Annotated in this window: 19 protein-coding genes; 14 read left to right on the top strand and 5 right to left on the bottom strand. The window is 38.8% G+C overall.

Going from position 1 to position 22,658, the window contains the following annotated elements; all coding sequences use genetic code 11:
* The first annotated feature begins 40 nt into the window (after positions 1 to 40).
* The 11 genes from ACSKT4_RS03725 (at position 41) to ACSKT4_RS03775 (ending at position 12,833) form a co-directional block, all read left to right on the top strand.
* A complete protein-coding gene (locus ACSKT4_RS03725) occupies positions 41 to 454 on the top strand; it encodes a DUF3221 domain-containing protein (protein ID WP_186869164.1) in 414 nt (137 codons plus the stop codon).
* A 315-nt stretch (positions 455 to 769) separates the two neighbouring features.
* Positions 770 to 1,885 carry a sugar ABC transporter substrate-binding protein gene (locus tag ACSKT4_RS03730; RefSeq protein ID WP_255488088.1) on the top strand — a complete coding sequence of 372 codons (1,116 nt, stop codon included), beginning with the start codon at positions 770 to 772 and terminating at the stop codon, positions 1,883 to 1,885.
* A 77-nt stretch (positions 1,886 to 1,962) separates the two neighbouring features.
* Entirely contained in the window at positions 1,963 to 3,483 is a 1,521-nt protein-coding gene (locus ACSKT4_RS03735) for a sugar ABC transporter ATP-binding protein (protein WP_186869165.1), read from the top strand.
* A gap of 69 nt (positions 3,484 to 3,552) precedes the next feature.
* The gene (locus tag ACSKT4_RS03740) at positions 3,553 to 4,671 is read left to right on the top strand and encodes an ABC transporter permease subunit (protein WP_186869398.1); all 1,119 of its coding nucleotides are present in this window, start codon (positions 3,553 to 3,555) and stop codon (positions 4,669 to 4,671) included.
* 204 nt (positions 4,672 to 4,875) lie between these two features.
* Positions 4,876 to 5,856, top strand: coding sequence for a substrate-binding domain-containing protein (locus tag ACSKT4_RS03745; RefSeq protein ID WP_186869166.1), 981 nt, complete (start codon positions 4,876 to 4,878; stop codon positions 5,854 to 5,856).
* Positions 5,849 to 7,312, top strand: coding sequence for a sensor histidine kinase (locus tag ACSKT4_RS03750; RefSeq protein ID WP_186869167.1), 1,464 nt, complete (start codon positions 5,849 to 5,851; stop codon positions 7,310 to 7,312). Before ACSKT4_RS03745 ends, ACSKT4_RS03750 begins: the two co-directional genes overlap by 8 nt.
* Positions 7,287 to 8,822, top strand: a complete 1,536-nt coding sequence (locus tag ACSKT4_RS03755) for a response regulator (protein WP_186869168.1) — start codon at positions 7,287 to 7,289, stop codon at positions 8,820 to 8,822. The genes ACSKT4_RS03750 and ACSKT4_RS03755 overlap by 26 nt, the downstream gene beginning before the upstream one ends.
* Positions 8,823 to 8,847: 25 nt before the next feature.
* Complete coding sequence (gene xylF, locus ACSKT4_RS03760; protein ID WP_255488090.1) at positions 8,848 to 9,924, top strand: D-xylose ABC transporter substrate-binding protein; 1,077 nt, start codon at positions 8,848 to 8,850, stop codon at positions 9,922 to 9,924.
* A gap of 86 nt (positions 9,925 to 10,010) precedes the next feature.
* Positions 10,011 to 10,979: a quinone oxidoreductase family protein gene (locus ACSKT4_RS03765; protein WP_186869169.1), complete on the top strand. Its 969-nt coding sequence runs from the start codon at positions 10,011 to 10,013 to the stop codon at positions 10,977 to 10,979.
* A 154-nt stretch (positions 10,980 to 11,133) separates the two neighbouring features.
* Positions 11,134 to 11,889 (top strand): DUF1385 domain-containing protein, encoded by a 756-nt coding sequence (locus tag ACSKT4_RS03770; protein ID WP_465822845.1) that lies wholly within the window; start codon positions 11,134 to 11,136, stop codon positions 11,887 to 11,889.
* Between the two features lie 59 nt (positions 11,890 to 11,948).
* Positions 11,949 to 12,833 carry a DMT family transporter gene (locus tag ACSKT4_RS03775; protein ID WP_465822846.1) on the top strand — a complete coding sequence of 295 codons (885 nt, stop codon included), beginning with the start codon at positions 11,949 to 11,951 and terminating at the stop codon, positions 12,831 to 12,833.
* Positions 12,834 to 13,010: 177 nt separating this feature from the next.
* Here the strand turns inward: ACSKT4_RS03775 and ACSKT4_RS03780 are convergent, their stop codons facing one another.
* Entirely contained in the window at positions 13,011 to 14,216 is a 1,206-nt protein-coding gene (locus ACSKT4_RS03780) for a putative glycoside hydrolase (RefSeq protein ID WP_343457802.1), read from the bottom strand.
* A 186-nt stretch (positions 14,217 to 14,402) separates the two neighbouring features.
* Positions 14,403 to 16,394 (bottom strand): bifunctional diguanylate cyclase/phosphodiesterase, encoded by a 1,992-nt coding sequence (locus ACSKT4_RS03785; protein ID WP_465822847.1) that lies wholly within the window; start codon positions 16,392 to 16,394, stop codon positions 14,403 to 14,405.
* A gap of 443 nt (positions 16,395 to 16,837) precedes the next feature.
* On the opposite strand from ACSKT4_RS03785, the gene ACSKT4_RS03790 reads away from it, so the two are divergent.
* Positions 16,838 to 18,508 (top strand): PAS domain S-box protein, encoded by a 1,671-nt coding sequence (locus ACSKT4_RS03790; protein ID WP_186869174.1) that lies wholly within the window; start codon positions 16,838 to 16,840, stop codon positions 18,506 to 18,508.
* A 35-nt stretch (positions 18,509 to 18,543) separates the two neighbouring features.
* Here ACSKT4_RS03790 and ACSKT4_RS03795 read toward each other — a convergent pair whose 3' ends face one another.
* Positions 18,544 to 18,681, bottom strand: a complete 138-nt coding sequence (locus tag ACSKT4_RS03795) for a hypothetical protein (protein ID WP_186869175.1) — start codon at positions 18,679 to 18,681, stop codon at positions 18,544 to 18,546.
* A 73-nt stretch (positions 18,682 to 18,754) separates the two neighbouring features.
* The gene (locus tag ACSKT4_RS03800; protein WP_465822850.1) at positions 18,755 to 19,867 is read right to left on the bottom strand and encodes an NAD(P)/FAD-dependent oxidoreductase; all 1,113 of its coding nucleotides are present in this window, start codon (positions 19,865 to 19,867) and stop codon (positions 18,755 to 18,757) included.
* 159 nt (positions 19,868 to 20,026) lie between these two features.
* Between ACSKT4_RS03800 and ACSKT4_RS03805 the strand changes: the two genes are divergently transcribed.
* On the top strand, positions 20,027 to 20,959 hold the full coding sequence (locus tag ACSKT4_RS03805) for a manganese-dependent inorganic pyrophosphatase (RefSeq protein ID WP_186869177.1): 933 nt from the start codon (positions 20,027 to 20,029) through the stop codon (positions 20,957 to 20,959).
* Positions 20,960 to 21,435: 476 nt separating this feature from the next.
* Here ACSKT4_RS03805 and ACSKT4_RS03810 read toward each other — a convergent pair whose 3' ends face one another.
* Entirely contained in the window at positions 21,436 to 21,981 is a 546-nt protein-coding gene (locus tag ACSKT4_RS03810) for a hypothetical protein (RefSeq protein ID WP_186869178.1), read from the bottom strand.
* 486 nt (positions 21,982 to 22,467) lie between these two features.
* Between ACSKT4_RS03810 and ACSKT4_RS03815 the strand changes: the two genes are divergently transcribed.
* Positions 22,468 to 22,620, top strand: coding sequence for a small acid-soluble spore protein P (locus ACSKT4_RS03815; RefSeq protein WP_186869179.1), 153 nt, complete (start codon positions 22,468 to 22,470; stop codon positions 22,618 to 22,620).
* Positions 22,621 to 22,658 lie beyond the last annotated feature (38 nt).

A 22,658-nucleotide genomic window follows, 5' to 3' on the forward strand; every position in this document is an offset into this window, starting at 1 on the left:
GTTTTCTCTACTGAATAGTAATAAACTAAATAGTTGGAGGGTGTTTAAACTGGATAAGCCCCCACCGTATAAAAGGTTACTATTAGCTTGTTTACTAACTTTATTATTTTCTATAAATTTTAAAGACATATTATCCGAAAAGGAAACATCTAGTGATTTACAAAAACTACCTGAAAATTATATTACGATAGAGGGTTATATAGTCTCTAAAAGAACTGACACAATATGGATAGCAGATGAATCTATAAGTATTGGAGAAAGAATATTTGGTTTTTTTACTTCAAACTATGGTTCTGAGATCACAATAGTATCAAAGAATAATGATGCTGAGAATGACAAATTATTTAATGACCTTAAAATCAATCAAAAAGTAACCGTTTATGGTGATTATTTAATAGAATCTAATCCAAGTAGAATTTCTGCTTATCATGTAGAGGTAATTAAGCGTGACTAGACTTTTTAACACCAATACTTATTTTATATGTAAGAGGACAAAGAAAAAATCTTTGTTCTCTTTTTATACCGCCGGGTAGAGATTATCATGAATGCGAAGGAAGAATAGGTGGATCAATAAAATAAGGGTAGGTATTCTACATGTTAGTAGGATACCTGCTCTTATTTTATTGAATACAGTCCTTAAAATGTTAACACATTGTTAAAAAAATACAGATAAAATTAAAATATTACCACTTGTTAACGCTTTCATATGGATGAATCGCTTATATAATGAAACATGTAGTAAAGAAGAACTATAAAAGGGGAGATTAAGTTGAAACATTCAATGAAAGTATTTGCCTTAGGATTAGTTGCTATCCTGGCAGTATTTGTACTTGCTGCTTGTAGTGACTCAAGCAGTGGTAGTGGTGGAGCTGTAAGTGTAGGTATTGTTCTTCCTACAAAGGATGAACCAAGATGGGTGCAGGATGAGGAACGATTTAAGGCTGCTTTAGAGGGGTCTGATCATACAACCGAAATTCTGTTTAGCCAAGGTTCTTCGGCTAAGGAAAAAGAAAATGTGGAGACATTAATTAGTAAAGGGATTGAAGTACTGATTATTGCTCCTCATGATGGTGCAGCTGCTGGTGCTGCGGTTGAGGCTGCAAAGGCAGAAGGAATTACCGTAATTGCCTATGACCGATTAATTACCGACACCGATGCGGTGGATTACTATGTAACGTTTGATAGTGTAGCGGTTGGTGAGGCACAGGGACAATATTTAATTGATCATGCATCAGGCTCTAATGTTCCACTTTATTTATATGCTGGTGCTTCGTCTGACAATAACGCGTTCTTATTCTTTGAGGGTGCATGGAAAGTACTTCAGCCAAAGATTGCCGACGGTACATTTGTTATTGCTAACTCCAGTGAAGCAGAGAAATTAAAGGATAAGCCAGAGCTTACTCGTGATGAAATGAGTGCGATCTTAGGTCAGGTTACAACGAACTGGGATCCAAATGAATCGAAGAACAAGGCAGAAACACATTTAACAGCTGTAAGCAATGACTTAAAAGGAGATGTAGCAATCCTGGCACCAAATGATGGTACAGCACGTGCTATTGCCGATGTATTCTCATCTGACCCAGCAATTTCTAGCTTTGTTGTTACAGGTCAAGACGCAGAGAAAGCTTCTATCCAATACATTATCGATGGTAAACAAACGATGACCGTATTTAAAGATGTTCGTACCCTTGTAACGGATGCTATGGGAATGGCTGTTGATGTGTTAGAAGATAAAACACCAGAAACAACTGGTTCTTACAACAATGGCTCTGTAGATATTAAAGCAAAACAAACCGACGTTATTGTAGTGAATAAAGACAATGTAAAATCAGAACTCATTGATACTGGCTACTACGAAGCAGATGAATTTACAGGACTAGAATAATAGCTTGGCAGGTGAAGTAGTAATAGGCAAACTATTACTATTTCACCATTCTAACTTGTCTTAAAAGGGTGGGAGCAATGAGTGAATACATTCTAGAGATGGATCAAATAACCAAGGAATTCTCAGGTGTTAAAGCACTGAGTAATGTGAATTTCAAAGTTGAAAAAGGTGAAATTCACTGTTTAGTTGGAGAAAATGGAGCAGGAAAATCAACCCTAATGAAGGTATTAAGTGGGGTTTATCCTTATGGGACTTATGAAGGCAATATTATTTTCGAAGGTGAAATTCAACAGTTTACAACGATAAATGATAGTGAAAATGCAGGAATCGCCATTATCTATCAGGAGCTTGCCTTATTTCCTGACCTTCCCGTATATGAAAATTTATTTATCGGTAATGAAATCCACCATAAAGGGGTCGTGGATTGGAACAATACGATTCATGCCGCCAAAAAAGTACTGGAAAAAGTAAATCTAAAGGTGGACCCAGAGCGTCTAGTAAAGGATTTGGGAGTTGGACAACAACAGCTGATTGAAATTGCCAAAGCATTAAGCAAGGATGTAAAGCTACTTATATTAGATGAGCCAACCGCGGCATTAAATGAAGATGATAGTGAGAATCTATTACATTTACTTCGGGAGTTAAAGAAACAAGGGATTACTAGTATTATGATTTCCCATAAGCTGAAAGAGGTTATTTCGATAGCAGATAGTGCAACCGTGCTTCGAGATGGAAACACCATTTGTACACTACAAGCTTCAAAAGGCGAAATAACGGAAAACAATATTATAAAAAATATGGTTGGAAGAGAAATTAATGACATTTATCCAAAGCGTGAGAAGAAAAGCTTTGGCGATACGATTTTGGAAGTATCGAATTGGTCTGCCTATGATACGCAATTAGGTAAACAAATTCTTCATCATATAGATTTTCATGTAAAAAAAGGCGAAATTGTTGGAATCGCAGGGTTAATGGGAGCAGGACGTACGGAATTCGCCCAAAGTATCTTTGGAAATCCAAAGTCCTATAAACTCCAAGGCGAATTAAAGGTCGATGGTGTCACAAGGAAATTTAAGCACACGAGTGATGCGATAAAGGCTGGAATTGCTTATGTGACAGAGGACCGTAAAGGTGATGGATTGTTTTTAACACAAGATATTAAGAATAATATTTCCATTGGCAATTTAAAAGCGATATCTGTCAGTCATGTTATTAATGAAAATGAAGAGGTAAAGATTGCCGATCAATATAAGAAGGACCTCACGATTAAAGCGTCTTCTATTGAACAATTGGTTGGTAATTTAAGTGGTGGAAACCAACAGAAGGTTTCTCTGGGGAAATGGTTATTTATTGAGCCGAATATTCTTATTCTCGATGAGCCAACGAGAGGGATCGATGTAGGGGCAAAGTTTGAGATCTATACGATTATGAATCGTCTCATCGCTGAGGGAATGAGTATCATTATGATTTCATCTGAGCTTGGAGAAGTATTAGGAATGAGTGACCGTATTTACGTCATGGCAGAAGGTGAAATGAAAGGTGAGCTATTGGCTGAGGAAGCAACACAAGAAAATATTATGGAACTTGCAACACAATAGGGGGTGGAACCATTGAGTTTTTTTGCTGAATTAAAATCATTACTGAAAAATAATATCCGAGATTATGGTATGTATATTGCGCTACTCATTATCATGTTAACCTTCACCATCTTAACGGACGGATTATTTTTATCCTCTCGTAATATTAGTAATTTACTAGATTCCGCTGGATATATTGCCGTTCTAGCGGTTGGGGTGATGATTGTTATCGTCATTCGTCATATTGATTTATCCATTGGATTCCTAGCAGGGTTCCTTGGAGCTATTGCGGCTATTTTATTAATGAGTGCTGGTATGCCGGTATATTTCGTTATACCGTTAATTCTGTTAATAGGAACGATAATTGGACTTACGACTGGTTTTCTTGTTGCTAAGGTCGGAATTCCATCCTTTGTTGCAACACTGGCTGGATGGTTGATATTCCGTGGTGCTTTATTACAAGTAACAGAAGGATCGGGAACGATTATTATCCAAAATGATGCATTTAATGCGATTGGGAATGGGTATATTCCATCCATTATTGAAATTGGTGGATTACACTTACTGTCCTTATTACTAGGGCTTTTCGGTATTCTATTCTTTATTTATAGTTCCATTTCAAAGCGCAGAAAGATGCTGAAATATGAGTTTGAAGTAGTATCAAAACCAATCTTCATCTTACAGCTCGTGTTTGTTTCGGCAATTATTGGTTATATTACATGGATTCTTGCAGGCTATAATGGATTATCATGGACACTGATTATTATTTTAGTAGTTGTGATGGTATATCACTTTATTACGACTAAGACGGTTATTGGTAGGCATATTTATGCAGTGGGAAGTAATCCAGAAGCGGCACATCTAAGTGGTATAAACGTAAAGAAAATCACGTTGTTAGTGTTCGGATCAATGGGATTCCTCGCTGCTTTATCGGGGATATTATTTACATCCCGTCTGCAATCGGCTACGACAACAGCAGGTACTTTATTTGAGCTAGATGCAATTGCTGCTGCCTATGTTGGTGGGGTATCATCAGCAGGGGGAGTCGGAAAAGTAACGGGAGCCATTATCGGTGCGATCGTTATGGCCTCACTCACCAACGGAATGAACCTGCTTGGAGTCGGGATATCCTATCAATATATGATTCGCGGAGGCGTCCTAGCCTTAGCAGTAATATTTGATGTTATGACTAGAAAACGTGCTAGTTAATGATAAAATAGGGGCAGTTTGTTGCCCCTATCCTAATTTTCCCTTCCGAAATGCTTACATCCCCTTCTCATTACACTACCAATCTACTATCCTCAGTAAAATTAATTTGTTGTATCAATAAATATGGTGGTATGATAATGAATATTCATTCATTACACGACTACCAATTTTACCGTAAAGAAATAGAGAATGGAGGTATTTCTCTTGCGTAAGACATCTCTGCTTATACTTAGTATGATATTTATTGTGCTCTGCTTTTTTACGACTACATCAGCAATTCATGTCTTCGAATCCGATTGGGAAATGCCAACCTCCATCAAGGAAAGCCAGTCTGCATACCGGCTAGTACTGATTACCCAAGATATCGATACACCCTTTTGGGATCAGGTAGGTAGAGCAGCAGAACGAGAGGCTAAGAAACTCGGAGTAAGTCTTGAGGTATGGGGGAATTATGGTGGCCATCAGGAGGACTTTCTAAAGAATTTAGAAGTTGCCATCCAGTCGAAGGTAGATGGAATCATTGTCCAAGGGCTTGATTCGGAAGACTTTAAAGAATTAACAAAGGTGAAGGCTTCCTTTTACGGTATTCCGATTATGACAATAGCGAATGATGTACCAATCGAAGAGAGTCTGAGAAGAACCTATGTGGGCTCAGATCACTATAAGGCTGGCGAGCTCATCGCAAAACAAATGCTTGCTGATATGGGAGATACTGGGGATGTGGTGCTCATGTTTAATCGAAATGTCGAGTATTACCAGGAGCAACGAATTGCCGGGATTGAAGCCGTATTGCAGGATTATGAACAGATAACGATACATTATGCAGGGACCTCCAACACACGGGAGGATATGGTCGCGGTTACACAGGAGATCTTAAATCAAGTACCTCAAGCCAATGCGTTTATTGCGGTTAACGCCAATAGCGCCGGTGCTATTGTACAAGAAATAAGTAAGCGCTACCAAGTTGAGCCGTTCTATATTTATTCCTTTGATGAAGGACCGGAATCACTATCCTTACTTAGACAGGGTGCACTAAATGCGATTATTCAACAATCACCAGAGCAAATGGGCAAACAGAGTGTTGACTTATTAACGAAATGGTTAAACGGTGACGTCGTACCACTCGATACAGATGGTTATTTAACTGACATTCATGTGTTAAAGGCAGCTGCTTTTTATGAGTAAAATACAAAAGAAAATATGGACGGTTTCCGCTATTATGCTTGTGATTATGTCTTCTATTTGGATTGCGCTTACCTATTATAATAATAAAACATTAAATCAATACAATGAAATCTTGCAGCGCTACTTAAGCTTGAATGAAGTATCGACAGCTAGTCAAGAAGTAATCAATAACGTCAATGATTTTATGTTGAATCCAACTCCGCATAATATGGAGCAAATCGAAAAAGGAAAAAAAGCAGTTTTACAAGCGAAGGAGCAAGTATTCCATCTAAGAAATGTTGATAATAATTTCACGATAACGAATTATAGCAACCTGATTGATAGTTTTATCGAATCGACGAATCGCTTCCTCTTATATTACGCAGAAAATGAGGTAGAGGCTAAGGCGAAGGAATTTGCTGAAGCTAGTAGTATTTCCAATCATATAGCCGATATGACGTTATCACTCATGGAGAAGGAATTAAAGACCTATGACTTATTTTACGTAGGCATGATTAAACAATCGAATGAGTTAAAGGAACTGGGAATATGGATTATTTTATTAATTGCCTTTGTCCTACTTATTCTTTCGTATTGGTTCTCACGAAGTATTACGAAGCCTGTACTCGAACTTACCGAAGCGGCAAACGAGCTTTCGAAAGGACGATTTGATTTACAGGTTAAAGTAGAAACGAACGATGAAATTGCGTTTCTTGCTAAAACCTTTGACCATATGCGTAAAAATATCAATAAGCTATTTATCGAAACACAGCAAAAAGCGAGGCTGGAACATGAACTGCAGCAGAATAAAATTTTACTGCAAGAAAGCCAGTTTCGTAGTTTGCAAAGTCAAATCAACCCTCATTTCCTATTTAATACGCTAAATGCTATATCAAAGAAGGCGTATTTAGAAGGAGCACAGGAAACGAGTGATTTATTAGTCAATGTGGCAGGACTATTACGGTATAACCTCAAGCAAATGGACCGGAAAGTACCACTCGGGGATGAGGTAGAGGTGTTAAAGCAATACTTAGAGATCCAACAGGCGCGAATGACCGATCGGCTTCACGTTCAGATGGAGATTGAAGCGTCCTGTCTGACGATACCAATACCAACCCTTACACTACAACCACTTATTGAAAATGCAGTAGTACATGGGATAGAGCCTAAGGAAGATGGCGGAAATATATGGGTGCGTATTCGAGATGATGTGGAGTGGGTAACCATCGAAATAGAAGATGATGGGGTGGGAGTGCCACAGGAAATAATCGAGAAAATTGTAACTGGTAATTATACATCGCAAGAAGAGCAGTCCACTGGAATTGGATGCCGTAATGTGATGACTCGTTTACGGCTTTATTATGGCAGGGATGATGTTTTCCAAATGGAAAGTGTCGTCGATTGTTATACAAAAGTTGTCTTAAAGCTATGGAAGGAAAAGGGGGAAGGCCATGATGCAGCTCCTAATCGTGGATGATGAACAAATTGAACGAGATGGCATGAAGGCTATTTTACAAAAATCCTTTCCAAGTCTTCTGATAAACGAAGCTAGAAATGGAAAAATGGCTATCGAAAAAGCGAAAGTCCTAAAACCTAATTTAATTTTAATGGATATTAAAATGCCTGGTATCAATGGATTAGAAGCTATGGAGACTATTATGCAAGATAGCCCTGACACTAAATTCATCATGGTTACCGCATATGATACGTTTGATTATATGCGAAAAGCCATTACATTAGGTGCCTCTGATTATCTACTGAAGCCAAGTAAAGCGGTGGATATTATCGAGATCGTTGGCAAGGTGTTAAAGGAAATTGTACAGGAGCAAAAGGCAAAAGCCGAAAGTGAGTTACAGAAGATCGTATTCCAAAAAACGAGGTCCATCATCGAAACGGATCTCGTGACACAATTGTTATTTGAGCATGTGCATGAAGTAAATCGCACGATATTAATGGATATACTCGATATTGACATGGAGCAAGAAGTGTTTGTCATGAATGTTCTCATGCCAGAAAGCTCGGAACAGCTTTACACGTTAGTAAAGGAAAAAACACAAGAATCAGGGTACTGCTTAGTCGGAGCATGGTCGGGAAATCAGCTACCCATTATCGTTTGCCGTAACCATCGTGTATCGTTTCGTTCTCAAGCAATTGCACTTGCACGTAAAATTCTTTCCGTAACGAATCAGAAGGAGGAGATGGGCTGGTTCATCGGGATTGGTAATGTATATCCCGCACTAGACCAAGCTCGTCAATCGTATCAAGAATCCTTGGTTGCCGTCACAGACTATTTATCTCCGGGGAAATACCGCTTTTATGCAGAAATAGAGACAATAGAGGAAGCGTTGTTTGACCAACGACTAAACCAATTAAAAAAGCAGCTGCCGGATTACGTTAAACTCGGACAGTGGGAGGAAATTCGAAACGAAATCATCCATTTAATCCACTTTTTTGAACAGAAGGGGGCAAGCTTAGTCTATAGTCAGCAACGAATGCTAGAAGTGCTATGGCTCATCTCACGGGTATTACAGGATTTACGTATCGAAACCAAATCGCCACTTTATGCGTTTCAGACAATGGATTATCGCCAGCTTCGTACAGAGACGAATCTATTATTGGAGCAGTTACATACAAGTCATGTCCAGCATTATCATCAGCTTGAAGCAGATACGGTGCAACAAATTAAGCAATACATTACAGAGCATTCCCATGAAGAAATTTCGCTTGAAGCGATCGGGAGAGAGATCGGCTTAAGTCCGATTTATATTAGTAAATTATTTAAGGAAAAGATGGGAATCAATTATATCGACTTTTTAACAGAATGCCGTATCGAAAAAGCGAAAAAGCTCATGCAGGATCCGAAGCGAAGTATTAAAGAGATCGCGATTGAAGTTGGCTACCATGAACCAAATTATTTCAGTAAGGTGTTTAAGAAAATCGTCCATGTATCACCGAAGGAATATCAGAATGCCATTCTTGGGAAGTAATTAGCATGATAAGGGGGCTAAAGCTTTGAGAAATCATATCGTTCATCTAATCATTCGCAGTTTAGCGGCTGTACTCCTTCTGTTTCTTTTCGCTTGTGAGAAGGAGCCAGTAGCGCTAATGGAAAAGAATAGTCCCGTCTTAGAACAGAATGAAGACCCAACAGCGAAGGAGCGCATAAAAATTGGTTTTTCCATGGATACCTTAGAAGAGGAGCGGTGGCTGAAGGATCGGGAGCTGTTTAAAGAAGAGCTAGAGGCATTGGGTGTAGAAGTAGAGATTATGATAGCCAATGAAAATGCAGCGGTTCAACTTTCGCAAATTGAAACGATGATTAGTAATGGTACCGATTTACTGGTGGTTGTTCCTTATTATACCGAAACAGCGGCCGCCATTGTGGAGAAGGCCCATTCAGCTGGAATTAAGGTCATCTCCTATGACCGCATTATCAAGAACGCCAATGTTGATTTATATGTTTCCTTTGATAATGAAATGGTAGGAGAGCTTCAAGCAAAGGCCATGACGAATCTCGTACCTAAAGGAAAGTATGTGTATATTGGTGGATCTGTTACGGATAATAATGCGATTCTCTTAAAAAAAGGCGTGTTTAACATATTGAAGCCTTTTATCGATCGTGGCGATATTCAAGTGGTGTATGACCAATGGACGGAAAATTGGACACCAGAGAATGCCTATCAAAATATGCTCGCTGCATTAGAGGCAAATGATAATCAAATTGATGCTGTCATTGCTGCTAATGATGGAACAGCAGGTGGTGCTATTAGAGCGTTAGAGGAAAGAGGACTAGCTGGTACCATTCCAGTTGCAGGCCAAGATGCCGACTTAGCTGCGATTCAACGAATTGTAGAAGGTACACAAACGATGACCGTTTATAAGCCTATTCAACAGCTTGCCAAGGAGGCAGCAGAGCTTGCTGTTGCACTTGCCAACGGGGAAACGATTGAAACAGATAGTAAAATTAATAATGGAAAAATCGAAGTGCCCTCGGTCTTACTTTCACCAATCGAGGTCAATCGTGATAATATTGATGAAACCGTTATTCAGGATGGCTTCCATGCAAAAGAAGATGTTTATCAGGAGTAGCTATTTCCATAGCGCTTTTTACCAATAACCACATCTATCCAATTTTGCTATAATGAACCTGATAAGGAAAGTAAGGGGGATGTGAGATGAAAGCAGTCGTAATCGAACAATTTGGTGGACCAGAGGTATTACAATACAAAGAAGTTCCAACACCGCAACCAGGCCATCAGGAAGTGTTAATCAAAGTGGAAAAGACTAGTGTCAACTATGCGGATATAAAAAACCGCACCGGTAAAAAGGCGAAAGGGGATTTTCCAATTATTTTAGGTCTTGATTTAGTTGGGACAATTGACCAGCTAGGCGAAGGGGTTACAGATTTAACGGTAGGACAACGGGTGATTGCGTTTCCGAAGACGGGCTCTTATGCGGAATATGCTGTTGCTAGTGAGCAATTAACCTTTCCTATCCCTGATGAAATTAGTTTGGATGTAGCGGCAGCAAGTCCGATTGTAGCGTTCTTAAGCTATAAGCTGCTAAAAGATGTTGGAAGAATTGAGGCGGGGGAGACGGTTCTTGTTCATTCGGCTGCAGGTGGAGTCGGTACGACAGCCGTACAAATGGCCAAGCTGTTAGGAGCTAGTCACGTATTCGGAACAGTTGGTAGCAGGGAAAAGTTTCGTGTTGCCTATGAGGCAGGGGCAGATCATGTTTTCACATATGATGATTTTTCGGATAACATACTGGAATTGACCGATGGAATGGGGGTGGACATCATTCTTGATTCCATGTCTGGAAAGGTGTCTGAAGCAAGTATGAGCTGCCTTGCAGAATACGGACGGCTCGTGCACTTCGGTAACTCTAGCAGTGAAGTCGGTCATTTTAAAACGAATGAGCTTCATAATAGTTGCCGGTCTGTATTGGGCTTTAGTCTAGGTAATACCCGGAAGAAGAGACCTGAGCTACTAAAGGAAGCAGCAGAGCACGTCATTCCGTTCCTAGCCAGAGGAGATTTAGATATTGTCATCGGAGCGGAATTTCCGTTACATGAAGTTGCAGAAGCACATCGTCTAATCGAGCAAAGACAGCATACAGGAAAAATACTATTAACCGTTTAAAGCAAATACCTTCACTTCTTGAATTTTAGAGGTGAAGGTATTTATATGAAGATGTTTAGTAAAAGACATCGAGCAGTGCTAATTTTCCCATGGCTCAAACGATATATGATAATGTTAATTAAGTAAAAGAGATAAAAGTATTTTGAGGTGTGTTATGGAACATGGGGGAGAAGCTCTTATTAATGGAGTTCGTTTTCATTCCGATACGGTTGTCGTAAAGGCTACAAAGGAAAAGAATAAAATTGTAGTAGTAGATGATGTTGACCATGAAGAATATGACTATGTAGATCGTGATCGGTTTGATTTGGATGTTGTGCTTTCACGGATCCCATTTGTGCGTGGATGGTGGAATTATTTAGAAGGTATTGTTAAATGGAAGATAATCGTTATCGCTATTTCCATCATTATTATAGCTCTAGAATTTATTGATAACTTGTGGATACAACGTATTGAAGTGTGGGCGTATGTATTTTTTACTATCCTCATTGTTGGGGCTGTCTTGTTATTTCGCTTTACGGCAATAGCAACAAAGTATCATGCTGCAGAGCACATGGTATCAAACTGTGCTATACAAGGCTTAGATCTAACCTTTGAGAATGTGAGGAAGCAATCTAGGATTCATACTGATTGTGGTACAAACCTTTTTACCTTTGCATTAATCTCTTTTCTCGTGTTAAGCCTGATTCCGGGAGTTCAGGAGTTTCATTTTTTTCTGAAGCTATGTCTTTCATGGTCGATAGGGTATGAGCTCTTTCTTATGAAACATACATATATCAAACCAATTTATTTAATTGGTTATGGAATGCAATATGCTATATTTACTTCTAAACCTAATAAGGAACATCTTAAAGTAGCCATCCTTGCCTTCAAACGATTGCAAAAAAGGCAAGGCGAAATAGACAACAGATAGTGGATGATGAGATAATGCAACAATCAAACTATTGCATGGAGAAGTAGGGGGGAGAACATATGGGGGCAAAAGCAATATTTATCGTCGTAATGCTTATCTTCGGGAGTTTAGGGTTATTTGTAAAAAATATCGAGCTTTCATCGAGTGAAATTGCGTTATTTCGTGGTGTGATTGGTAGTCTGTTTCTCATTGCTGCCAGCTTCTTTATTAAGCAAAAGGTTCATTTTCGAATTTCTAAGCGGAATTTAATCTTACTCTTATTATCTGGTGCTGTAATGGGCTTTAATTGGATTTTTTTATTTGAAGCATATCAGTACACAACGATACCGAATGCTACGTTGAGTTATTATTTTGCACCGATTTTTGTCATGGTATTAGCTCCGATCTTATTAAAAGAAAAATGGACATTGGTGAAAGCGATCAGTATGGGCATCGCCTTTATTGGTTTATTTCTGGTCGTACAGCCTGGAGGATTAACAGGGGGCGACTACAATCATCTAGTTGGGATTGGTTACGGGCTAGTCGCAGCGGGATTATATGCCAGTGTGATAATCATTAATAAGTTTATTCGGAATTTATCGGATCTGGAGACGACCATTTTGCAGCTTGGCATGGCTAGTCTTGTTATGTTTCCTTATGTTTGGATGACGGAGGAAATGAGCTATGGTGGACTTGATTGGCGATCCATCCTATTAATTGCTGTATTTGGGATTGTCCATACAGGAATTGCCTATTTGTTATACTTTTCTGCCATCAAAAGGTTAAAAGCACAAACGATAGCGGTGATGAGTTATATTGATCCAATATCTGCTGTGTTAATGGCGGCAATCTTTTTAAGTGAAAGTATGACATTGGTGCAGATAATAGGAGGATTACTCATCTTAGGCTCCACTTTCGTAAGCGAAATCCAATTCAAACGGAAAAAACAGCCCAAACAACGATGACAATCCGCCCCAATAACCACTATACTACCCGAGTTTACATATTCTTCAGGATTTAACAGGGGTCTTTCAGGATTTGAGGCAGTTGTTTCAGGATTTGGAGGGTGCACTTCAGGATTTGGGCACCTTCTTTCAGGATTTCCTCTATGTACACCGCTGAAGCGCTTCAGCGGTTTGGTATTATTTAAATGCTTCTACCGTGTAAACATTACCGGCATTCCAAATCAGGTATTGTGTGATGCCTTGATCTTCTAGGGCTTTGATTTGTTTTTGTACATCGGCAGCGGTGTAGGTGCTCAGATAGTCAAAGTCCTGTATCCAAGGACGAATCGTGGCGATTGTTTTACCTTGTTCCTTTAATTTGGCATTCCGGCTTTTGGCATCCTTCATTGCTAGAGCCATGATGTCATATGGAGCTCGGTCTGGATTGGCGACTCCGTATGAACCGGGGGCATAATGGGAAGGATATGTCATTGGTGAGATATAATCGACATGTGGTGAAATATTCTCCCAAACCTGTCCTATGCCCATGTCGTCAGAAGCCGTCGTTACTAAACCAAATACATCAGCGGAGACGTAGGATGGGTGTTGTTTTAATTGTTGCTTAGAATGCTTTAGGAAGGCGAGAATATTCTCCGCTTTCGATAAGCCTGTTGGATTATCATAGGTTACTTCCTGGTCAACCTGCTTGGCCCGTTCTGGGAAGCGGATATAATCATATTGGATCTCATCAAATCCACTTTCACTTACTTCTTTTGCAATAGAGGTCATATAGTTCCATACTTCTTCCTTATACGGGTCAATCCACTTTGTACCGGATGGATCCTGCCATACAGTGCCATCCTTTCGTTTGATAGCATAGTCTTGTTTTTTAGCGGCTAAATAGGGGTCTTTGAATACGACGATTCGGGCGATGGTATAGATGCCAGCATCCTTAAACCGTTGTACAAGCTTTTCGAGGTCCTTCGTTGCTGGATTGCTATCAGCACCAATTTGATTGACAAGATCAACATTGGAATCGTAGGTGATTTTGCCATAATCATCTTTTACATCAATTACAGCGGCATTGAGATTCGTGCTTTTAATTAAGTCGATATACTTTTGCACGTTCTCTTCTTTGATGGAAGTACGATTCAAATAAATTCCCCTGACATCAACCTTTTTAGGCTTTTGTTTCACGAAATGGTTTGTTGCATGTTCTGATGATGGAACTTCCTTTGTGCTATCCTCCTTAGAATCGTTCTCAATAGACTCGATGGTGGCGTGCTTCAAAAGATGGCTATTACCTAGACTTAACATAGTCCCAGGTGAAGCATTTTGCTCCGTTGTGAATGCCATTAGCATCATGAAAAATACGATGGAAATTAATTTCTTAGTCAGCTTCATCCCCTCCTTATACGCTTACGTTGTGTACTTTTCTGTCGTTTGATTCGAGTTATTAATTAGCAATTACGTGTGTTTTTTCATGTACATGATAATGGCTTAGCTGGGGAAAAATATATCGTGTTTAAAAAAATAAAAAAACCCGGATTAATGCAAATTGGATTACATTAATTCGAGTTATTCAAGGGATTAAAAATGAGTCTTTCTACTTGTATACCAAACCTCAAATTCATCAACTGGCAATGGGCGACTATAAAAGTAGCCCTGGCCGAATACACCATGTACGGTCAAAATATCAATTTGTTCCTTTGTTTCAATACCTTCCACTATTACTTTTGTATCAATTTTCTTGCCGATTTGGATAATCGCTTCTAATAAGGAGCGGACCCGATTATTTTTGATCGAATCATTTAAGAAGGATCGGTCAATCTTTAATTCATCAATTTCAATTTTACGAATCATACTTAAGGATGAGTAACCGATTCCAAAGTCATCTAAGGATACACCGACACCAAGATTACGTAATGCCAAAATATTATCCTTCGCATCTTCATAATACAGGAACGCGCTTTCCGTTATTTCTAATGTTAATAGCTTCGGCTCCACGCCTTCTTCCGCAATAATCGTCTGAACGCGGTCAATAAAGTTTGGTGCCATGAGCTGTCTAGTTGAAATATTGACGGATATTGGAAAAGTCTCCAACCCATTGGCCTTAAATCGCTTAATGTCACGACAAGCCTGTCTTAGCACCCATTCACCAATAGGGATAATAAGACCCGTTTCTTCTGCGATAGGGATAAATTCATCGGGTGGTATTTTACCCATTGGACATTCCCAGCGAAGGAGCGCTTCTGCACCAACTATTTTAAACGATGTAAGGTTAAATTGTGGCTGGTAGTGGACGGTTAATTCATTTTTTTCAATTGCTTTATGTAGATAGGTTTCTAGTATCATCTTGCGCTTCATTTTTTTATTTAGTTCATCATTGTAGAAATGGTAATTGTTCTTGCCATTTTCTTTTGCAAGGTACATGGCAAAGTCAGCTTTTTTAATTAATGCTTCTGCATCGTCCTCAAAGTCAAGATTAATGCTTATGCCAATACTCGGTGTTGAAATAATCTCTGTCCCATGAATAGAATAGGGTTCATTCATTTTTATGAGGATATCTTTTGCTAACGATTCGATTTCTACGATATCCCGATTCTCTGCTAGTACTAGGAATTCATCTCCACTTTGCCTCGACACAATATCACTGTCACGAAGAATTCCTGTTAACCGATCGGCAATTTGGATTAATAATTGATCCCCAGCACTATGTCCAAGTGTATCATTCACACGCTTGAAGTTATCAAAATCAATGAACATCACGGCAACCTGGCGACCATATTTATTGGATGTAAGTAATGCTGTATCGAGATAGCTTTTAAACCAAATCCGATTCGTTAAGCCTGTTAAGGAATCATAGTGAATGAGATGATCCATCTTTTGTTCCGCTTGTTTTTGGTTGGTAATATCAAATACAACACCATCAATACGGGTCACCAAACCATTCTTTTCTATGTGTGGTGTTGCCGAATCCCGTAACCATCTAATTTCTCCACTACTATGGAAAAAGCGATAGGTAATCGTTGTTTTTTTTCCAGCTTTTTGTTGTTTATGTGCCTCAATCAGTATATGTTTATCGTCTGGATGGACAACATCTAACCAATAATATGGATTCTCCTTAATCGACTCACTTGTTACCCCATATATTTTGGCATAGCCTTCAGAAAAGGTATACTCCTCCGTTTCTAAATCCCAAGTCCAAAATGTCATGTCATTATTCTCGAAGAGCTTTTTAAGCTGCGCCTCATTCGTTCTGATTTTCCATCCAAGTGTTCCAATTGATAAGGAAATAATGAAGCCAATGACAATAGGTAGTTGATTGTGAACAGATAGGTCCTTCGGAGTGGATAATAAACCCGTAACAAGCGTTGTCCCACTAAAAAGCATGAAGTAAACAATACCACCATATAACCCACCATAATAGGAAAATACAGCTATCATGATGATAATGATAGTCAGAAAAATGCCTTCTGATTCAATTGTGGCACTTATTTCTGCATAGATAGATGCTGCTAAAGCAATAGCTCCAAATACCCATAAATTGATTGGAATCCTTTTTAAACTTAGTTTTGTCATCTATTTTCACCTGTCAAGTTTTGTCGAAATCGCTACTTAATAATTTGAGTTTATCACACTTATTAAAAATTGGAAAATTATTATTTTTATAGAATATAGTGGACTTCACTTACTTGGATAGGTCGAAAATAAGTATATTGATTTAAGGATGATTACGTTGATATATCTTGAATTATCAGCTTTTTTGGGTGTGGAAACGGCATGGGAGAGGATGTAAGATGAAGTGGGTGAAAATGACATAATATTACAATAATTGGTAGTTTATACGATTGGAAATAACCATCTATTGGAAATGATATTGTAGCATGAATAGTTAACAAATACACATTATTGGGTAAAAAGTCCTATTGTTTTCCTAGGATATATCTAGTATTTTTTAACTATATTTGTTGATTAAATAGCCGAAATGTTTGCAAAATATCAGAATATAAGTGTGGGGTCCAATGTTAATTCAAAAAGAACAATTGCTAAATAATGTTTTATTAAAAGGCATACAGGATATGGTTTATATTATGGAAGTAACGGATGACAGAAGGTTTATCTATCACTTTATTAATCAAGCAGTAGAAAAGTTTGCTGGCTTGAAGGAGGATATTATTGGGAAAACCTTTCATCAAGTATTAAACCAACAAAAAGCAGATTTTCTCTATCAGAAATATCAGGAAGTACTCGATACGAAAAGCGTTGTTGTGTATGAAGACCTTTTTCCATCGCCTATCGGTGAAGTTCGATATGGTGAAAATGTGTTGACTCCACTATTTGACGAGAATAATACATGTACACATATTGTCGCAGTTGTGAAAGATATTACCGAGCGAAGACTTGCAGAAAAGACAGCCAAGAAGGCTACAGAATTGCTTGTAGAGGGCAAACAACGCTATCAATCGTTGTTTGATTATAATTTAGATGGTGTGATTGCGACAGATGAAAATGGAATCATTGTGAATGTTAATCGCTCACTGGAGTTCATCACTGGATACGCGCAGGAAAATTTGAAAGGGATGCATTACACGGATCTCATCCTTTCAGAAGATGTGCGCACTGCCCAAACGTATTTTGAAATCGCAATCAATGGTATTTTAGAAGAATTTAATATCCGGATGTGTAGTAAATCCGGGAAACAAATTGACATGATATTAAAGCTAACACCTATTATCATCAATGATAAAACAGTTGGCATCTATGCCATCTGTAAGGATATGTCCGAACAGATTAGTATGCAAAATAAGTATACTGAAAGCGAAAATAAGTTTGAAATCATTGCAGAATACTCTGGTGATCTCATTACGATGCTCGATCGGGAAGGGAATATTACCTATGTATCTCCATCCTATCAGGATGTACTGCAATTCGATCAAGAGGATTACATTGGGAAAGAATTCTATTATAATGTTCACCCAGATGATATTGCCCATTTACTGGCATCGTTTGAACAATCAAAGGCAAGCGGCAAACCGTGGGAAGCTCAATTTAGACAAAAGCACAAAAAGCTAGGCTGGATATGGTCTGAGCTAAAGGGCTCTCCGGTCTATGATGAGCATAACCAATTTAAACAAATGGTCGTCTTGTCCAGAGATATTTCATTACGAAAAAGCTACGAAGAAAAACTAAAGTATTTCGCCTACCATGACCCATTAACCGGACTCCCTAATCGTCGCTATTTCACCATGCAATTAAAGCAGGCACTGGATTCGTACGAGAATACAGGAGAGATGTTTGCTGTTATCATTATGGACTTAGATCGGTTCAAGGAAATTAATGATACCTTTGGCCATGATATTGGCGATAAAGCCATTGCAGAATTTGCTTACCGAGTGGGGAAGAAGATTCGCCGTCATGATACACTAGCAAGGCTTGGTGGAGATGAGTTTGTCCTACTCGTACAATCACTAGAAAAGAAGGCTGATGCGATTCATATTGCGGAGGATATTATCGATGTAGTAAAAGCTCCCTGGAAAATTGACGATGCGCAGTTTGTGACGACAGCTAGTATTGGAATCTCCTTGTTAGCCGTAGATAAGGAAAATACTTATGAAACCCTATTTAAAAATGCTGACCAAGCATTATATGAGGCAAAGAATGCCGGTGGCAATCAATATGCGATTAAAATGTAAAAGACCGTATCATGGGGACACCCACGACACGGTTTTTAGCTTATACGTATTTCAACAGCATGACTGTTTTCATCTGGTGTATAAATATCTAGTAACAAGTAACCGACACCAGCAGCTAGTAGCGTAAAAATAATAATGAAGAAAACGGCTAACTTCCCTTTATGATTTTTCAACTGAATCACCCTTTATATGGTCGGACCTATCTCGATTAAATCCTAGCAAATCTATTACGAAAAGTAAATAAAATTAGTCAATTGCTACTGCTACATCATAATCCGATAAAGAAATGTCTAAAGCCTCACCCATTGCCAGTTTAGCAAGTTGAATACCCAAATAAGGACCAGTAGTTAATCCAGATGAGCCTAATCCATTGGCGATGAGAATGCCTTCTGTATTTGGTATTGGACCGATGACAGGAAGAAAATCCGGTGTGAACGGACGGAATCCGACACGTGCTTCTAGAAGTGTACTATTATGAAGCGCTGGAAGGACCTCTAACGCTTTCGATAATATATCATGTACACCACCACTGGTGACACGCTGATCAAAGCCTTGGTCATTCTCATGCGTAGCCCCAACAACTATATGATGCTGAAATGGTACAATCGATTGATTGGTAGGTGGCATAATCACGGGCCAGTCCATGCTTTCTACTCCTGGAACTGCCAGATGGAGAATCTGTCCCTTTTGTCCGCTAAATTGAAAGTTAATATCTAGAGGAGCGAGAAAGTCATTCATCCAAGCACCACAAGTGGCAATCACTTGGTCTGCATCATAGTATTCATTCTCTAAATAAACACCATAGACATGGCGATCTTTTTGATACAATGTTGCCTTGCCTTCGATTAGCGTTGCCCCGTGTTTTTGTGCCGCATCCAGTAATGCTTGTCGGAAAGCTTTCCCATCCACTTTAGCTGCACCGCTAACATGTATAGCAGCATAATCCTCATTAACCAGTGGGATGATCTCCTTTACTTCAGCCGGCGATAATAAGGTCACATCACCAATTTCTGGTGCGTCTTCGCGGCGTTTTATAGCTCTTTCCTGCATGGCAAGTAGCTTTTTTTCTTCCTTATGTAAGCTAAGTGCCCCAACCTTGGCATATCCTGTTTCCCTTATTCCATCCTGTTGTAATTCTGCTACTAATTCCGGGTAAATTCTCGCCCCATTTTTAGCAAGGTGATACCAGGCTTTATTTCTTCTCTGTGATAACCATGGGCAAATAATACCAGCAGCTGCTTCTGTTGCCTGGCCAATTCCGTGTCGGTCAACAATAACAACCTCATGCCCACGTTTGGCAAGCTGATATGCAGTAGTAGCACCTAATATTCCTGCTCCTACAATAATATAACGTTTCACTTTAAAACCTTCCTTATAAGTAATCTACTATTACTATAAGAATTCTGAGAGAAAATGTAAAACTTCGTATGTAAAAAAATTCAATCCAACCGAAATTTATGATAATCTTGTACATAGGAAAATTTGCTATAAAAGTGATACATATAAAGGAGAATGAAGATGGAAAAGACGCTAGTTTTTGGTCATAAGAACCCAGACACAGATACAATCTGCTCAGCTGTTGCATATGCGAATTTAAAGAATAAATTAGGTGTCAATGCGGAAGCTGCGCGACTTGGTGAAGTGAACAAGGAGACACAATATGCACTAGATTTCTTTAACGTAGAGGCACCTCAGTTAATCGATGCTGTACCTGCTGATGTGAAAGATGTCATTTTAGTCGATCATAATGAATTCCAACAAAGTGTTAGCAATATTAACGATGTACGTATTGTGGAAGTGATTGATCATCATCGTGTATCCAATTTCGAAACAAAAGAACCATTATACTTCCGTGCGGAGCCAGTTGGTTGTACGGCGACTATTTTAAATAAAATGTACAAAGAAAATGGAGTAGAAGTAACGAAGGAAATTGCTGGTTTATTACTATCTGCCATTGTCTCTGATTCCCTATTATTAAAATCCCCAACCTGCACACAGGAGGATGTGGATGCAGCTCATGAGTTAGCGAAGATTGCTGGTGTTGAGCTGGAACAGTATGGATTAGACATGCTACAAGCAGGTGCTGACCTTAGTGATAAGTCCCCAGAGGAGCTTATTACGATGGATGCAAAAGAGTTTGCTATGGGCGATGCAAAAGTAGAAATCGCGCAAGTTAACACGGTAGATGCAAGCAAAGTCTATGAGCTGCAAGCGGAATTAGAAGCTGTAATGGATAAAGCAGTGAACGAAAAAGGATTAGATCTTTTCCTATTTGTGGTTACCGATATCCTAAACAATGATTCAGAAGTTCTAGCACGTGGTGGGAATATTGAAAAAGTAGCAGAAGCTTTCCAAGTAGAACTTGACTCGAATAACCGTGCACTATTAAAAGGTGTTGTATCGCGTAAGAAACAGATCGTAACAGCGCTAACGGATGTTTTTACGAAGTAATTGGAAGATGAAGGTAGAATAAACACACTGTACTCTTTACAGTGTGTTTTTCATTGTTCTCCTAACGTTATGTAAAGTAAATTTAGTGGAATTCCCTCTGATTGTAAGAGGATTCTTATTCTAATGGGAACTTTAATATAATCCCCAACAAGTCACGATAGAAAACTATCTACCTGAAAGAAATAAAAAGCTTTGAGCATGCGCCCAAAGCCTGTATGGTAAAAAGGAGAGATATGGCAAACGGTTAGTGGTTAATAGCAAGTCGTTAGCGTTTATTTAACGAAGATGAGATTTTGCAGCGAAGTGCGTCGATACGGCTTTGAGCGCCTTTCACTAGTTGTTTTAATTGACATTTTACATCTTGTAACATCATACTACCTCCTTTCTCTAGTTGCAGTTTATGAAAGGAGGTAGAAGTTGTTCGTATGTTTTCACTATTTCTACTAAAATTGGTAGATAAAATAGGCGACAAGCATTTATTCTTTATTGGATTTTAAGACTTTGCTCATTAAATCCGTCATTTCCTCCATTTTCTTTTCGTCACTAAGCATTTCCTGCATCATATCCATCGCAGCTTTTCTCATTTCTGGATCATTCATCATATTGGATAATAAGTCAGAAGCATTTCCATTTCCTCCTAAATTCTTTAGCAGCTCACTTAGATTTTGATCCTTTGCCATCATGTTCACCACCTTTTCATAAGGGATTTTTTTCGCTACTTTACCTACACCATCTACTAGTACTTTCCTATATTTCTTTCCTTCCTCAGACTGCAGAGCGTGGAATAATGCTTGTAATCCTTCCAACCATTGCGTATTGAGATTATTGCTTTGCCATTCATGCTTTAATCGCTCAAGAAGAGCAGGTGACGGTGGATTGGCTTCTTGATTATTGAGATTTGGAGGGGTGTTGGAATAGTTTGGAGTTTCATTAGAAACAGTAGTGGAGGATTGGTAATACCGATTTCGTTTGAATTCACGGTATTTTCCAGCCGCAGTACGCTTAAAGGATATAGTTTTCAAATTAATCACCACCTTTATTTCTTTTCCTACATTACAAAGGTACGCAGTTCTTTAACACTCGGTAAGTGCGTGAGTCTATTTTGTATGAAAAAATATATGCTTGCCTACTAGAAATAGCGTTAATAGGTTATAAATCCTACTGAAAATAACCATTTTTTAATAGAGAGGTTATTTCGTCCAATCTAAAGCTATCACCGGACATAACTTATTAATGTGAGGCCTCACTAAAAGGCTTTAGGAGGTGTTAGTTAATGATTGCAGCATTATTATTACTATTCTTTTGGTTCCTAATCTTTACGCCAATCATCTTGTTAATTGCGATTGTATCTGTATTAGCTCCGTAAGCTAATGTAAGTAGTCTATTTAAAAAGCCTTTTTCTACTTGAAGGGTAGTAGTTCATCCTCGTGATGACTACTACCTTTTCTATATGCATAAAATCTTCCCCGCTCCCAAAACTAACGCTATAGTTGGAAAGGAGGAAGAGCATGAGTTCAAGACCTAAAGGGCCGAAACAACAAGAACAACCCAACCTACCAAAAGCACCAGAAATGCCATATGGCGAAGGATTAGACGGATCAAAAAAGGTGAAAAATCGAAACCATTCGCGTCAAAATAATAATCCACACCATGGTTTATAAAGACCAAAAAGGCAGTCAGGAGGCTGTCTTTTTTAGTG

Source organism: Ornithinibacillus liuyingii (genome assembly GCF_055550225.1).

What these genes read in the sequence shown, in the direction of transcription:
- ACSKT4_RS03755 (WP_186869168.1), top strand. Translation starts at nt 7,287, where the DNA reads ATGATGCAGCTCCTAATCGTGGATGATGAACAAATTGAACGAGATGGC.
- ACSKT4_RS03785 (WP_465822847.1), bottom strand. Translation starts at nt 16,394, where the DNA reads ATGACAAAACTAAGTTTAAAAAGGATTCCAATCAATTTATGGGTATTT.
- ACSKT4_RS03815 (WP_186869179.1), top strand. Translation starts at nt 22,468, where the DNA reads ATGAGTTCAAGACCTAAAGGGCCGAAACAACAAGAACAACCCAACCTA.
- ACSKT4_RS03735 (WP_186869165.1), top strand. Translation starts at nt 1,963, where the DNA reads ATGAGTGAATACATTCTAGAGATGGATCAAATAACCAAGGAATTCTCA.
- ACSKT4_RS03770 (WP_465822845.1), top strand. Translation starts at nt 11,134, where the DNA reads ATGGAACATGGGGGAGAAGCTCTTATTAATGGAGTTCGTTTTCATTCC.
- ACSKT4_RS03740 (WP_186869398.1), top strand. Translation starts at nt 3,553, where the DNA reads ATGTATATTGCGCTACTCATTATCATGTTAACCTTCACCATCTTAACG.
- ACSKT4_RS03790 (WP_186869174.1), top strand. Translation starts at nt 16,838, where the DNA reads ATGTTAATTCAAAAAGAACAATTGCTAAATAATGTTTTATTAAAAGGC.
- ACSKT4_RS03750 (WP_186869167.1), top strand. Translation starts at nt 5,849, where the DNA reads ATGAGTAAAATACAAAAGAAAATATGGACGGTTTCCGCTATTATGCTT.
- ACSKT4_RS03780 (WP_343457802.1), bottom strand. Translation starts at nt 14,216, where the DNA reads ATGAAGCTGACTAAGAAATTAATTTCCATCGTATTTTTCATGATGCTA.
- ACSKT4_RS03805 (WP_186869177.1), top strand. Translation starts at nt 20,027, where the DNA reads ATGGAAAAGACGCTAGTTTTTGGTCATAAGAACCCAGACACAGATACA.
- ACSKT4_RS03765 (WP_186869169.1), top strand. Translation starts at nt 10,011, where the DNA reads ATGAAAGCAGTCGTAATCGAACAATTTGGTGGACCAGAGGTATTACAA.
- ACSKT4_RS03775 (WP_465822846.1), top strand. Translation starts at nt 11,949, where the DNA reads ATGGGGGCAAAAGCAATATTTATCGTCGTAATGCTTATCTTCGGGAGT.